This is a genomic window from Flavobacterium sp. CG_23.5 (genome assembly GCF_017875765.1).
Taxonomy (GTDB): domain Bacteria; phylum Bacteroidota; class Bacteroidia; order Flavobacteriales; family Flavobacteriaceae; genus Flavobacterium.
On record NZ_JAGGNA010000001.1, the window covers coordinates 1825001 to 1838987 of the forward strand.

The window sequence follows — 13987 nt, forward strand, 5'->3', positions numbered from 1 at the left end:
TCAGACAGGATTTCTCGTGTCCCGCCCTACTCAGGATACCACTATCGTTATCTTCTATTACTTATACAGGGCTATCACCTTCTTTGGCTCTACTTTCCAGTAGATTCTAATTCTATCCGCAACAAATGTCGTGGTCCTACAACCCCAAATATGCCGTAACATGTTTGGTTTGGGCTAATCCGCGTTCGCTCGCCACTACTTACGGAATCACTTTTGTTTTCTTCTCCTCCGCCTACTTAGATGTTTCAGTTCAGCGGGTTTGCCCACCTATCGGTGTACTATGTCTTCAACATAGTGGGTTGCCCCATTCAGGTATCTACGGATCAATTCGTGTGTGCCAATCCCCGTAGCTTTTCGCAGCTTATCACGCCTTTCATCGCCTCTGAGAGCCAAGGCATCCCCCATACGCCCTTATTTTGCTTATTGTACCAATCTCGTTAATTAAAACGAGACCGTTTCTTTTACTTGTCTAATGATAAACAAGCAAAAAATGCTTTCTACTTTTTATTATTTTCTTATCTCAATATGTCAATGAACTTTAATAAGTATCAAGATTTTTGTATTAAGTATTAAGATTTATCTTGATACTTGGTACTTTTTTCTTTGTACTTCTTTTGTGGAGAATAACGGAGTCGAACCGTTGACCTCCTGCGTGCAAGGCAGGCGCTCTAGCCAGCTGAGCTAATCCCCCAATCTTTTTTAATTATGAATTGTGAATTATGAATTATGAATTAATGTAATTCGTAATCTTTCAACCCTAGAATTTCCTTTGAATCTATTTATATGAACTTTTTATTCTCAATTCGTAATTCATAATTCTGAATTCGTAATTGTTTTGTTGTCTCGGACAGACTCGAACTGTCGACCCCTACATTATCAGTGTAATACTCTAACCAGCTGAGCTACGAGACAAGGTGATTTCTGATTTTTGATTGTTGATTCCTGATTTTTGATGTTTTCACATCTTAAATCCCAAATCTTAAATCTTAAATCCTAAATCGTTATCTTTAACTTAAATTGTATTATTTGAACTAACAGCAAGAGTAATATAATGTCTTTATTTGTTTCCACTTCGACTTTTCGTCTTCTTTCCCTAGCGTGTATTACTACTAACACTAAGGCTCTAGAAAGGAGGTGTTCCAGCCGCACCTTCCGGTACGGCTACCTTGTTACGACTTAGCCCTAGTTACCAGTTTTACCCTAGGCAGCTCCTTGCGGTCACCGACTTCAGGCACCCCCAGCTTCCATGGCTTGACGGGCGGTGTGTACAAGGCCCGGGAACGTATTCACCGGATCATGGCTGATATCCGATTACTAGCGATTCCAGCTTCACGGAGTCGAGTTGCAGACTCCGATCCGAACTGTGACCGGTTTTGTAGATTCGCTCCTGGTCGCCCAGTGGCTGCTCTCTGTACCGGCCATTGTAGCACGTGTGTAGCCCAAGGCGTAAGGGCCGTGATGATTTGACGTCATCCCCACCTTCCTCTCAGTTTGCACTGGCAGTCTCGTTAGAGTTCCCGACATGACTCGCTGGCAACTAACGACAGGGGTTGCGCTCGTTATAGGACTTAACCTGACACCTCACGGCACGAGCTGACGACAACCATGCAGCACCTTGTAAATTGTCTTGCGAAAAGTCTGTTTCCAAACCGGTCAATCTACATTTAAGCCTTGGTAAGGTTCCTCGCGTATCATCGAATTAAACCACATGCTCCACCGCTTGTGCGGGCCCCCGTCAATTCCTTTGAGTTTCATTCTTGCGAACGTACTCCCCAGGTGGGATACTTATCACTTTCGCTTAGCCACTGAGATTGCTCCCAACAGCTAGTATCCATCGTTTACGGCGTGGACTACCAGGGTATCTAATCCTGTTCGCTACCCACGCTTTCGTCCATCAGCGTCAATCCATTAGTAGTAACCTGCCTTCGCAATTGGTATTCCATGTAATCTCTAAGCATTTCACCGCTACACTACATATTCTAGTTACTTCCTAATAATTCAAGTCTAGCAGTATCAATGGCCGTTCCACCGTTGAGCGATGGGCTTTCACCACTGACTTACTAGACCGCCTACGGACCCTTTAAACCCAATGATTCCGGATAACGCTTGGATCCTCCGTATTACCGCGGCTGCTGGCACGGAGTTAGCCGATCCTTATTCTTACAGTACCGTCAATCTTCCACACGTGAAAGGGTTTCTTCCTGTACAAAAGCAGTTTACAATCCATAGGACCGTCATCCTGCACGCGGCATGGCTGGATCAGGCTTGCGCCCATTGTCCAATATTCCTCACTGCTGCCTCCCGTAGGAGTCTGGTCCGTGTCTCAGTACCAGTGTGGGGGATCTCCCTCTCAGGACCCCTACCCATCGTTGCCTTGGTATGCCGTTACCATACCAACTAGCTAATGGGACGCATGCTCATCTTTCACCGATAAATCTTTAAATACATCTTGATGCCAAGTCGTATTACTATAAGGTATTAATCCAAATTTCTCTGGGCTATCCCTTTGTGAAAGGTAGATTGCATACGCGTTACGCACCCGTGCGCCGGTCTCTAATTCCGAAGAACTATACCCCTCGACTTGCATGTGTTAAGCCTGCCGCTAGCGTTCATCCTGAGCCAGGATCAAACTCTTCATCGTATATTGTGTGAGTTCGGATAAATCCGTTCTCTTTGTTTATTTGACTGAAGTCTCTAGTGGTTTTTTCAAATCTTTCGATTCTATTACTCTTTATTATTTGTCTCGCCTTTCGGACGAGACGGCTGTCAATTCAATATGTCTAGGAACGTGTTCTTCTTTTTTTAAACCGAATTTATTTCAGTTTCTTTGCCGTGATTCAAACTACTTAAAGTATCTCTCAAAGCGGGTGCAAAAGTGCAACTTCTTTTCTAATCTCGCAAGAAAAATTTAAAGTTTTTTTTGAAGATTTAAATCCTCCATTTCTTTATCTTTTCTTACCAGTCTTTCAAGGAACTTTGCATGTTTTGCGGGGTGCAAAAGTAATAAGCAAAATCAAATCTCACAAGCTTTTTTTGATTTATTTTTAGAAATGATTTCTAATCCCAAACCCTATACTCACTTGCCAATCTTTTAATGAACTTATTCGCTGTTGCGGGTGCAAAACTACACTCTTTATTGCGTTATTCAAGCTTTTTTAAACCTTTTTTTTGTCGTTTTCTTAATGTTTGCTTTAACTCACTGGAAACGTGAATTTTGAAAGTATTTTTTTTTGATCTACTTCCGATCCCGAATCGTCGGGATGGGACTCACCCACGAAAAAGGTTGACTTTATCAGCAAAAACCGTGTTTGTCATTATATATAGGTAGTAAAAGTACAGTCCTATATATAAGGTAACAAATGAATACTAGTCAATGAGGTCTCTCTTTTCGAAGTGACAAAGTGAGCGGTATGTTGTACTGGGTTAAGAAAGGAAAGTAAAACCCACAAGAAAATGGAATGAAATAGACCTAGCTGCTAGAAATTTTCCCTTCATAGAAATAATAAAGTCGCTGGTTAGTTGCCCGCGTTAGGGATAGCAGTGGAAAGCCCGCAGAAAATTGGAGGGAAACGCAACTTGACGAGGACTTGTAGCGAATAGCCCGACCGTTTATAAAAAAGAGGCTATTACCTTTATTGATAATAGCCTCTTTTTTATAAAGGGAAACGCCCAAATGATTGTCTAATCGAAACGGATGGCTTTTACCGGAGATATTTTGGTTATTATATAGGAAGGAATTAGCAACACTAGGAAACAAACGGTAACCGTAAGTAAATTTAATAACAGTATGTAACCCCAATTAAGATACACTGGAGCTTGGTTGACATAGTAATTTTCCGGGTTGAGTTTGATTATACCAAAATGTTGCTGAATTAACAACAACGATATCCCTATAAGATTCCCCCAAAACAATCCTCGTACTATAAGGTAAAAGGCGTTGTATAGAAATATTTTTCTGACGGACCAATTATCCGCACCTAATGCTTTTAATATCCCTATCATCTGGGTTCGTTCGAGAATAAGAACTAATAGCGCAACGACCATGTTGATTGTTGCCACCAAGATCATAACTACTAGTATGATTATGATATTGAAATCGAATAATTGAAGCCATTCAAATATATAACTGTATTTTTCGATTATGGTTTTTGTATCAAGCGTTGAGGCAGTTTGCTCATAGACCTGTACGCCAGTTGTTTTTATATTATTGAAATCATTTACAAAAACTTCAAATGCCCCCACTTCGTTTGAACTCCATTTATTGATGCGTTGCAGGTGCCTTATGTCACCTATTACATAAGTAGCATCAAATTCCTGAAACCCTGAGTTAAAAATTCCCGTGATTTTGAATCTTCGGATGTTAGGTCGTTTATTTTGACCTTCTTTGATAAAGAAAGTATTAAAGGAATCACCAACTTTCAGATTTAGTCTATTCGCCAGGAATTGCGAAATCAGCACTTCTTCATTTAGGTCTTTAGAAAAATCAGGCAACTTACCCGAAACCAGATATTCTTTAATGTTATTCCATTGGTAATCTTTTCCAACTCCTTTTAGAATAATTCCTTCAAAAGCTGTTTCGGTCCTTATAATCCCGGCTTTAGTCGCGATGGCTTGAATATGACTTATTCCTGGAACGGATTTAAACTTTGGATAAAAATCCTGCTTCTTGGAAATAGGTACCAGCGTAACTTCCGATTGATTGTTGTCGTAATTCGAAATAATGATATGCCCATTGAAAGCAGAAACCTTCTCTCGGATTTTTTGTTGCAATCCAATTCCTGTTGCTACAGAAACAATCATCATGATCATACCAATAGCAATTGCCGAAATTGCAATTTTTATAATTGGAGCAGATATGCTACTTTTATAATCTTTAGCCGTAATGAGTCTTTTGGCGATGAAGTATTCTAAATTCAAGTTGATTCAATTTCTATTTTAGATTTGCTAAGCCAGTTTGCGTCGCTTGTGCCAAAAATACAGCTAAAACACGAATTACACTAATACACATTAATTTTATTATGATTTATCACATGGCTCCATTTATAAAAAATACATTTTCGCTTTTATTTTTATTTACTACTCTAATCTCCTGTACGACCAAAAAAACGCAAGCGCAGGAAATGAAAAACGACAGTTTAATAAAAGTAACAAGTGTTTCCAAGAATAAGATTAAAACTGGTGCCGACAATTACACTGCTTATCTTTCTATTTTAAAAGGCAAAAAAATTGGAATCGTAACTAACCAAACTGGAATCCTATCTGACAAGACTCATTTAGTGGATTTTCTATTAGGAAAAAATATTGCTGTCAAAACCATCTTTGCTCCCGAACATGGTTTTCGCGGAACAGCAGATGCAGGCGAACATGTAGTTGATGGAAAAGATTCTAAAACTGGACTGCCAATTATTTCGTTATATGGTGATAATAAAAAACCAAAACCCGAACAGCTAGTTGGAATTGACATTTTGGTTTTTGACTTGCAAGATGTAGGCGCTCGATTTTACACCTATATTTCCTCCTTACATTATATTATGGAGGCTTGCGCCGACAACAATATTCCACTGCTCATTCTTGACAGACCCAATCCTAATGGAAGTATTGTGGACGGACCAATTTTAGAAAAAGAATTCACGAGTTTCGTGGGTATGCATCCAATTCCTTTACTTCACGGAATGACTATTGGTGAATATGCTAAAATGATTAATGGAGAAAAATGGTTAAAAAATGGAATTCAATGTAAATTGACAGTCATTCAATGTCTTAATTACAACAGAAAAATGAATTACAGTTTACCAATAAAACCATCACCAAATCTTCCGAACGACAAAGCCGTTAATCTTTATGCTAGCTTGTGTCTTTTTGAAGGCACCAACGTAAGCGTGGGACGCGGTACCGAAAAACAATTTCAAATTTATGGCTCTCCTTATTTACCAAAAAGTGGTTTTAGTTTTATTCCGAAACCAAATTTAGGTGCCCAAAATCCACTTTATAATGGAGTGGAATGTTTTGGTGAAGATTTATCATCTCAAACTAAGGTGAATCAACTCGAATTGAAATGGCTTATTAAAGCTTATCATTCAACCACCGATAAATCAAAATTTTTTAATTCCTTTTTTACAAAATTAGCGGGAACTAAAAAGCTACAAAAGCAAATAGAAAATGGAATCTCAGAAAAGGAAATTAGGGAAAGCTGGAAGGACGGATTACAGCAGTTTAAAAAAATGAGTGAAAAATATTTGATTTACAAATAACAATAAAATAATAATCAAGAATTACCATCTAAAAGCCATATTATAACGGCAACTTTTTCTTCATTTCCTCCACAATATTAAAAGCTGCTGGACATATAGCAACATTTTTCAAGGTTAAATCTGTAATTTGTTGAAACTTCTTTCTATCCGTATGCGGAAATTCTCGGCATGCTTTCGGACGGACATCATAAATCATACAAGCATTTTCATGATCTAAAAAAGTGCATGGTACACTTTGCAAAACATAATCCTGGTCTTCATCAACACGCAGATATTGTTCTATAAATTGCTGCGGCTTTTGTCTCAAATATTTCGACACACGCTCAATATCAGCTGAAGTAAATAGTGGCCCAGTTGTTTTACAGCAATTGGCACATTTTAAACAATCTGTTTTTTTGAATTCAGCGTCATGCAAATCCTGCATAACATAATCTAAATTCTTTGGGGTCTTCTTTTTCAGCTTATCAAAATACTTTTTGTTTTCGATATGCTTATCTTTGGCTTCTTTAGGAAGTTCGTTTAAAGTAGGTTTCAATTTGAAAGTTTAAATTTTCTACAAAACTAACACTTTTTGAACGAGGATTATTGATTAATGAATGTTGAATTTTGAATTACAAACAATGAAAGACCTTTTTGGCAAAGCCATACTTGATTATCAAACTAATAATGCTCCCGAAGATTTAATCACGGAGACTACCATTTCTGAAGAAGATGAAATGTCGGTTGCCTATTTATTTCGCTCTTATGATGAAATGCCGCAAATGGAACAAAAAGCATTACAACTTGCCAAAGGAAAAATCCTAGATGTAGGTTGTGGCGCAGGTAGCCATAGTTTGTCTTTACAAAACGAACGGAAATTAGATGTTACTTCAATTGATATTTCTGCAAATGCAATCCAAGCATGTACACTTCGTGGATTAAAAAATGCGAAAATTCAGGATGTAATGACTTTAGAAAATGAAAAGTACGACACAATATTACTTTTAATGAATGGCGCAGGAATGTGTGGTAAATTGAAAAATATTCCGAATTTTCTTTTAAAACTAAAATCATTACTAAATCCGGGTGGACAAATTCTATTGGACAGTTCTGATATCATTTATATGTTTGATGATGATGATGAAGATGGGGGAAAATGGATTCCTTCAAAAAATGAATATTATGGCGAAATTGTTTTCAATATCGCATACAAAGGAGAAAAGGAAAAACCATTCGATTGGATGTTCATTGATTATAATACTTTGCAAAATGCTGCTTTAGACAATGGATTTCAATGTGAATTAATTCTTGAAGGTGAGCATTATGATTATTTAGCAAAGCTTTCGATTTAGAAAAAGAAGAAAGTGCCAGGAATAAAGACTAATCAAATTATTATGGAAAATTCAGTACTAGAAAAATTACGTTACCCCATTGGAAAATTTATTACGCCAGAATTCTATTCCAATAATTATCTGGCTGAAAAAATAGCTGAAATCGAAAGTTTCCCAAAACGACTAAATAAAGAAGTGATTTATTTAACAGACGAACAACTCGACACGCCATATCGACAAGATGGCTGGACCGTTCGACAAGTGATTCATCATTGCGCCGATAGTCACATGAATTGTTTCATTAGAATCAAATGGGCTTTGACAGAAGATAAACCCGTAATAAAATTCTATCATGAAGACCGTTGGGCAGAAATGCATGATAATACAACGATGTCTATTCAAGCCACATTATCTTTTCTGGAAGGATTACACTTTCGATTGGCTTATTTAATGAAAAGTTTAGATGAAGTCGATTTAGAAAAAACATTCATTCATCCGGAACATAATAGCGAATTTAAAATAAAGGAAATAATTGGAACTTATGCTTGGCATGGAAATCATCATTTAGCACATATTACAGCATTGAAAAAGGAAAAAGCCTGGTAGCTCAGCTATACTCTTTTATAAAAATACCCCAAAATGTAATTACAGCTTGGTGTATTTGTTTATTAAGGAATATTCAAATATTTATGTGTTTGTAATGATACACGCCATTTCGGATTGTTCATTACATATTCCACGATTAATGGTGTCATCTCTTCTTTTTTACTCCATTCTGGCTGAAGGAATAAAATAGCATTTGGATTTACTTTTTCGGCTTGTTCTTCTGCAAAAATAAAATCATGTTTATTATAAATAATTACTTTCAGTTCATGTGCATTTTCATAAACAGTTTCTGTGGGTAATTTGTTTTTCTTTGGCGAAAGACAAATCCAATCCCAAGTTCCTGAAAGCGGATAAGCTCCTGAGGTTTCAATATGTACGCGTAAGTTTTGTTCTTTTAGCCTGTCCGTTAGCAAAGTCATATCCCACATCAAAGGTTCTCCACCAGTAACTACAACCGTGTCCGCATATTTATTTGCATTGGCAACAATCAAATCTATACTTGTTGGCGGGTGTAATTCAGCATTCCAACTTTCCTTAACATCACACCAATGACAACCAACATCACATCCACCTATTCTAATAAAATAGGCCGCTGTACCGGTATGAAACCCTTCACCTTGAATGGTGTAGAACTCTTCCATCAATGGAAGCATTGCGCCTTTATTAACTTCTAATTGTATTTCTTTTGATAACATTATTTAATTTTAAAGTGCAAAGATAGTTAATTAGAAAAGGAGTTAATTTGAATTTTTAAAAATGCTTTCTGAAAATCACAAATTATAGCTGCTAGCCCCGATAGAAGTGATATCCTTTTTTAAGGGCATTTTTTGAACTTAAAAAAGATAGAGCAAATAGCGGGATTAATCCTAGCAATTAATCCTACTGTTTATGCTCAAAAAAAAACCGATAGTCCTTATGAACTATCGGTTTTTAGGTAATGAAATATGTAAATTATTTCAACGATTTCAATGCGTCTAAAGCGTATTGATTAGCTGGATCAATAGCAAGCGTTTTGTTTAGATATTCTTTTGCTTTCGTTTTATCCGTTTTAGAATAGATTACAGCAATGTTGTTGTTTGCCTCTATTAATTTTGTTTTAGTAGCCGGTTTAGCTAATTCTTCGGCACCTTTATCTGTAACAACTTTAATATAAGCTTCATAAAACTTAATTGTTAAATCATCTTTTTCTAATAATCTATTTGTTCTAGCTCTATAGATATATGCGTCTTGAGTAGTTGGAGATGCTTCGATAACGTTTCCAAATGCTACATCTGCTTTTTGAAGTGCTACTGCATCTACTTTAACAACATCCTTTCTAGTATTATAAAAATAAATAGAGTTTCCTAAATAGAAATTATCAAGTAAGTAATTTCTAGATTCTTTATTTGTTGTTGCTAGCTCAAAAACAGCTGCTGCTTCGTTATAAAATTTTTGCTCAAACAATTTTTTACCAGTATCCTGAAGATCATTAGTCATTGTGATTTCCATTTCAACAGATTTTTTAACATCCATCATACCTTTATTGAATAGAGCTGCGTCAATAGATTTACCATCTGCACTTATTGCTTTTTTAATTCTGGTAAAACCTAAATACATGTAATCTTTTGCAATTATTTTATTTGTTGGATTAGAAATAAAACTTTCTAATGATTTTATCGCAACATCAACATTTCCATTTTCATATGCAGAATATCCTAAATACCTAAGAATTCTAGGATTAACATTATCTAATTTCTTCATTTTATTGGCTTCCGCTTCCAATGCCACGTAATCACCTGCCAAGATTAGAAAATCAGCATGACGCATACGAGAGGCTAACGAATAATCTGTTAAACTCATATATTTCTCATAATAATCTAATGCTTTTTTCAAATATTCTTTACCTTTTGCAGGTTCATTTCTTCCCCATAAATAATAAGTTTCAGCTAATTCACGATAAACCGGTCCATAATTAGGACTAGTCGCAATTACATTATCATATGCTTTTACAGCTTCAGTATACGCTTTAGCTCCTTTAAGTAAAACACCTAATTGCATTTTAGCTCTTATTAAGGTTGCATCTGCTTGAAAAGCATTACGGTATGAAACATACGCTTCATTTTGGTTTTTGTCGCCATAAAAAGCATTCCCAAGTTCAAGTAAAACTTGAGCATCTTGCGGATTATTAATTTTGGCTCTGTTCAAAATTGCAATTGCACTTTTATAATCCGGTTTTGTAGAATTCATATATGCTTTACCAATATAAACAAACTCTTCTACATCTTTCTTTTTAACGTCCTTAGTAGCCAAAGTAAAATTTGCTTGTGCAGCGGCTGAGTTTCCATTGTCAAGATCCATTTGTCCTAAACCAATGTAGTTAAGCTTAGCGCCTTCACTACCTGTCAAACCTTTTTGAAAATAGATTTTAGCACTATCTTCAACATTTTGAGTTAAATAAATATTACCTAATAAAAAAGCAGCTCTACCATTTGACGGTTTAGAGTTTACAATTGTTTTTAACATCGATTTTGCACTTTCGAACTGCTCTGCGTCTATTGCTTTTTTTGCTTGATTCAAATCTTGAGCTTGACTTACGCTTACCGAAGCCAATAAAGCAACACTGAAAATTTTAAATTTATTCATCTTTATTTATGTTTATTTTTTAATATTACTCTTGGCTTTTCTCTTAATAGTGATACTCCTTGCTGGAATACGCACCGGAAGCAAACCAGATTTTAAAATTATTCTTTGTCCAATGTCTCCGGCGACGAACGAGGCAAATCCCATTCCTAAACCAGAATATCCCTGACAATTGATTATATACAAATCGCGTGCCAAAGGATAAGTACCTTCAGCAATATTGTTTTGTGAAGGTTCATAATAATTTTCATTTTTAAGTCCTTTTACACTCATGATATTAATTTTATCAATATACTTTTGCATGTCAGGCATAGGTTGGAAAAGCCAATTAACGCCAACTATTCCGACCAGACCTTCATTTTCAGAAACGTATTTAATAACTTCATCATTTGTTTTAAATGAAAAAACACCTTTTTGTGGAATAGTCTTAAGTCCTGCCAAAGCGTTCATATAACTAACTGTACTTGAATTTGGATTGTCAAAAACAAGCCCTTTAATTGTAGTACTTGATTTTCCTTGCATGAAATTGATGACCGCTTTCAAATCAACTAATGTATCATTGCTTTTAATATTCGAAATTAAAGCCACTCCATCTGTGGCAAATTTAGTCACTTTAGGAATAATCTTCTTTTGATCAAATATTTTCATTTCCTCACCAGATAACTTTCTAGCCAAAACTGCAATGGCAGATTTTTCGTCAACCAAAGCATTCACTGCTTCTACTTCAGATTTTGGAATAAGTTTAATTTTAGCCTCATAGTTACTTTCAAAAACAGCAACCTGTTCTTCAAGTACAGGCATTAAAGTCTCATCTACAAAAATCGATGTAGAGCCTTTCAATATGGTTTCTTGACCTTGCTTCTTTTGTTCCTTTTGATTACAGGCCGAAAGTAAAACAGCACTAACAAAAAAAACTAAAATTGCACTATTTTTAGACATACTATTCTTCATTAGAATTAAAAAACCTAAGAAATCTTAAAAACGAATATACAATTAGAATGACCCCAAAAGCAATTCTATAACCAGGTGCCATATTTAATGGGAAAGCTCTCCAAAATATAATAACTAAACCCAATACAAGATACACCAAAAAAAACAAAATTCCTATAACGAGAAGAAATCGCTCTTTAAGCGATTTCTTCTGAATATTTTTGAATGTTTTATCTAACATTATTCTGGAGATTGAATAGTAATAGGAAGAGAATAAAGCACTCTAACTTTTTTACCATTTTGTTCTCCAGGCGACCATTTAGGACACTTTTTCAAAACACGTATAGCTTCTTTCCCTGTACCATAACCAATATCGCGTATTACTTTGATATCAGTTAATGAACCATCTTTTTCAACTACAAAAGTAACGTAGACCTTACCTCCACTTCCTTCTTCTGGTGGTTGGAAATTACTACCGACAAATTTATAAAATTTATCAATTCCACCCGGAAAATCGGGTTTAACTTCTATCCCTGCCGTGTTATAAATTTGGTTATCTTCTTCAACAACAGCACTTGGGCCATTACCAACAGGTTCTACCGTCAATACTGCGTCTGGATCTCCTTTTATAGTCTCAGCTCCTAATTTTTTATCTTTTATTTCGATAGTTTTAGGCGGCTCTTCTGTAACTTCTTCAGCTTTTGCAACCACAGGTTTCACAAATTTTACTTGATCAACTTTTGGAGGTGGTGGCGGAGGAGGCGGTAGATCTTTCTTAATTTCTTCCTTCTTAGGTGGCAGTTTAATACTTACAATTTTTTGATCTAAAGCAGCATCATTTTCAGCTGAATCTGGAAGTAAACTTAAAATAAGCGGTGTACTAACAGCTAAAGCAAAAACAATTGCTCCAAATATAAGCGCCCTCACTGTAGTCTTGGTATTTGATTTTCTTAGATCATAAGCCCCATAAGCTTTGTTACGACCCTCGAATACAATATCAAGCCATTGGTTTGTGAAAATATCTAATTTCATATTTCTTAATTATTAGGTTATTGAGCAATAAGACTTTCCTTATTTACCTTCTAACAATTTTAGTTCCTCCGGAGAAAAATCATTTACAATTGCATTTGAAGGTACTCCAACAATGTTCATCTCGTCTAGAATATCTACTAAGTTACGGTAATTTGATTTCTTACTTGGTTTGATAATTACGATCAGACCTTTGTCTTTGTTTCCAGTGTATTCAACTACTGATTTTTTTCTTTTCAACAATTCTTTACGAATACCTTCTTTACCATACGAAATTTCTGTTGGACCTACCTTAGGAGAAGCCAATAAACCCATATAATAAACCATTTTATCATTATCTCCTAACATCACTGTCATCGTACGATTTTCGTCAACTTTAAGTGGCTTATCTTTATTTTTATCCTCTTCTTTATCCGGCAAACCCAAATTCATAGATTGCGGTTTAGACAAGGACGTGGTAAGCATAAAGAACGTAATCAATAAGAAGGCCAAATCTACCATAGCAGTTAAGTCTACTTTTGAGTTTGATTTTTTACTTCTTACTTTTCCACCTTTTTTGCCTCCACCGTCGCCGGTATTTAATTCAGCCATTTTAGTGTATTTTTTTAGTTATTTATCTATTGCTCTTAAACCAGTAATTAAATTGAAGCTATTGATTTTTTGATCTTGCAAAATATCCATAACTTTTAATATAGCCGGATACTCTTCTTTTGCATCCCCTTTTATGGCAAATTGCAATTCTTTGTCATCAACCTCAATATTTGCAATACGAGCATTATAAACCCATTCTTTCAATTGATTATCAAGTGAATCTTTAGGTACACCTGGCTGCAAACCCGGTTTACTTCTGTCAGCGGTTTTCATGGCAATCAATTGCTTCAGATTGGTAATTGGCACACCAATACCTTCCATTAAAGCAAATTTTGAAGATTCCTCCTCTGTAAATGCAACACCGTATTTTTGACCCATTAATTCAAGCGTTCTTTTACGAACTTCTCTTCCTTTCAAATCAAAAAATACTTTTCCTTTTCCTACCGTTATGGTAGCTAAGTCCTTTTCAGGTAACTTAGTTTGAGTTATCGACGCAGGCGTATCTACTGGCAACGCTTCCGGTATCCTAGCTGTTGCTGTCATCACGAAGAACGACAACAAAAGAAAGGCGACATCACACATTGCTGTCATATCAGTCGACCCTGCTTTTTTTTGCATCTTTATAGCCATTAATATTCTTTTTTATACTTA

General features: G+C 35.8%; 11 protein-coding genes, 2 tRNA genes and 2 rRNA genes (1 of these 15 only partly in view). 3 read left to right on the plus strand and 12 right to left on the minus strand.

The annotated features are described in order from the left end of the window. The 5 genes from H4V97_RS07820 to H4V97_RS07840 form a co-directional block, all read right to left on the minus strand. Window positions 1-426: ribosomal RNA gene (locus tag H4V97_RS07820) — 23S ribosomal RNA — on the minus strand (it extends 2460 nt beyond the left edge of the window). Window positions 427-617: 191 nt separating this feature from the next. Continuing rightward, window positions 618-691: transfer RNA gene (locus H4V97_RS07825), tRNA-Ala, on the minus strand. Between the two features lie 147 nt (window positions 692-838). Continuing rightward, a tRNA-Ile gene (locus tag H4V97_RS07830) sits at window positions 839-912 on the minus strand. 215 nt (window positions 913-1127) lie between these two features. Next, a 16S ribosomal RNA gene (locus H4V97_RS07835) occupies window positions 1128-2641 on the minus strand. Together the 16S and 23S rRNA genes with 2 tRNA genes alongside form the textbook arrangement of a ribosomal RNA operon. Window positions 2642-3681: 1040 nt before the next feature. Beyond that, complete coding sequence (locus tag H4V97_RS07840) at window positions 3682-4917, minus strand: ABC transporter permease (protein WP_209549400.1); 1236 nt, start codon at window positions 4915-4917, stop codon at window positions 3682-3684. A gap of 203 nt (window positions 4918-5120) precedes the next feature. On the opposite strand from H4V97_RS07840, the gene H4V97_RS07845 reads away from it, so the two are divergent. Beyond that, window positions 5121-6251 carry an exo-beta-N-acetylmuramidase NamZ domain-containing protein gene (locus H4V97_RS07845; protein WP_410505195.1) on the plus strand — a complete coding sequence of 377 codons (1131 nt, stop codon included), beginning with the start codon at window positions 5121-5123 and terminating at the stop codon, window positions 6249-6251. 40 nt (window positions 6252-6291) lie between these two features. On the opposite strand, the gene H4V97_RS07850 is transcribed toward H4V97_RS07845, so the two are convergent. Continuing rightward, window positions 6292-6786, minus strand: a complete 495-nt coding sequence (locus H4V97_RS07850) for a YkgJ family cysteine cluster protein (protein ID WP_066082878.1) — start codon at window positions 6784-6786, stop codon at window positions 6292-6294. 85 nt (window positions 6787-6871) lie between these two features. Between H4V97_RS07850 and H4V97_RS07855 the strand changes: the two genes are divergently transcribed. After that, entirely contained in the window at window positions 6872-7582 is a 711-nt protein-coding gene (locus tag H4V97_RS07855) for a class I SAM-dependent methyltransferase (RefSeq protein WP_209549402.1), read from the plus strand. Window positions 7583-7624: 42 nt separating this feature from the next. Continuing rightward, window positions 7625-8167, plus strand: coding sequence for a YfiT family bacillithiol transferase (locus tag H4V97_RS07860; RefSeq protein ID WP_209549403.1), 543 nt, complete (start codon window positions 7625-7627; stop codon window positions 8165-8167). 62 nt (window positions 8168-8229) lie between these two features. Here H4V97_RS07860 and H4V97_RS07865 read toward each other — a convergent pair whose 3' ends face one another. The 6 genes from H4V97_RS07865 to H4V97_RS07890 all read right to left on the minus strand — a co-directional run bounded on the left by H4V97_RS07865 (window position 8230) and on the right by H4V97_RS07890 (window position 13966). Beyond that, window positions 8230-8862, minus strand: a complete 633-nt coding sequence (locus H4V97_RS07865; protein WP_196851454.1) for a 7-carboxy-7-deazaguanine synthase QueE — start codon at window positions 8860-8862, stop codon at window positions 8230-8232. 256 nt (window positions 8863-9118) lie between these two features. After that, window positions 9119-10789 (minus strand): tetratricopeptide repeat protein, encoded by a 1671-nt coding sequence (locus tag H4V97_RS07870; protein ID WP_209549404.1) that lies wholly within the window; start codon window positions 10787-10789, stop codon window positions 9119-9121. 12 nt (window positions 10790-10801) lie between these two features. Further along, window positions 10802-11725, minus strand: a complete 924-nt coding sequence (locus H4V97_RS07875) for a PstS family phosphate ABC transporter substrate-binding protein (protein WP_245345216.1) — start codon at window positions 11723-11725, stop codon at window positions 10802-10804. A 231-nt stretch (window positions 11726-11956) separates the two neighbouring features. After that, window positions 11957-12748, minus strand: coding sequence for an energy transducer TonB (locus H4V97_RS07880; protein ID WP_209549406.1), 792 nt, complete (start codon window positions 12746-12748; stop codon window positions 11957-11959). Between the two features lie 39 nt (window positions 12749-12787). Further along, on the minus strand, window positions 12788-13336 hold the full coding sequence (locus H4V97_RS07885; protein ID WP_209549407.1) for an ExbD/TolR family protein: 549 nt from the start codon (window positions 13334-13336) through the stop codon (window positions 12788-12790). Window positions 13337-13354: 18 nt separating this feature from the next. Beyond that, complete coding sequence (locus H4V97_RS07890) at window positions 13355-13966, minus strand: ExbD/TolR family protein (RefSeq protein WP_196851459.1); 612 nt, start codon at window positions 13964-13966, stop codon at window positions 13355-13357. Between the last annotated feature and the right edge of the window lie 21 nt (window positions 13967-13987).

Excerpts from the sequence above, each read along its gene's own strand:
- H4V97_RS07845 (WP_410505195.1), top strand. The coding sequence starts at position 5,121 with ATGAAAAACGACAGTTTAATAAAAGTAACAAGTGTTTCCAAGAATAAG.
- H4V97_RS07855 (WP_209549402.1), top strand. The coding sequence starts at position 6,872 with ATGAAAGACCTTTTTGGCAAAGCCATACTTGATTATCAAACTAATAAT.
- H4V97_RS07860 (WP_209549403.1), top strand. The coding sequence starts at position 7,625 with ATGGAAAATTCAGTACTAGAAAAATTACGTTACCCCATTGGAAAATTT.
- H4V97_RS07865 (WP_196851454.1), bottom strand. The coding sequence starts at position 8,862 with ATGTTATCAAAAGAAATACAATTAGAAGTTAATAAAGGCGCAATGCTT.
- H4V97_RS07870 (WP_209549404.1), bottom strand. The coding sequence starts at position 10,789 with ATGAATAAATTTAAAATTTTCAGTGTTGCTTTATTGGCTTCGGTAAGC.
- H4V97_RS07875 (WP_245345216.1), bottom strand. The coding sequence starts at position 11,725 with ATGTCTAAAAATAGTGCAATTTTAGTTTTTTTTGTTAGTGCTGTTTTA.
- H4V97_RS07880 (WP_209549406.1), bottom strand. The coding sequence starts at position 12,748 with ATGAAATTAGATATTTTCACAAACCAATGGCTTGATATTGTATTCGAG.
- H4V97_RS07885 (WP_209549407.1), bottom strand. The coding sequence starts at position 13,336 with ATGGCTGAATTAAATACCGGCGACGGTGGAGGCAAAAAAGGTGGAAAA.
- H4V97_RS07890 (WP_196851459.1), bottom strand. The coding sequence starts at position 13,966 with ATGGCTATAAAGATGCAAAAAAAAGCAGGGTCGACTGATATGACAGCA.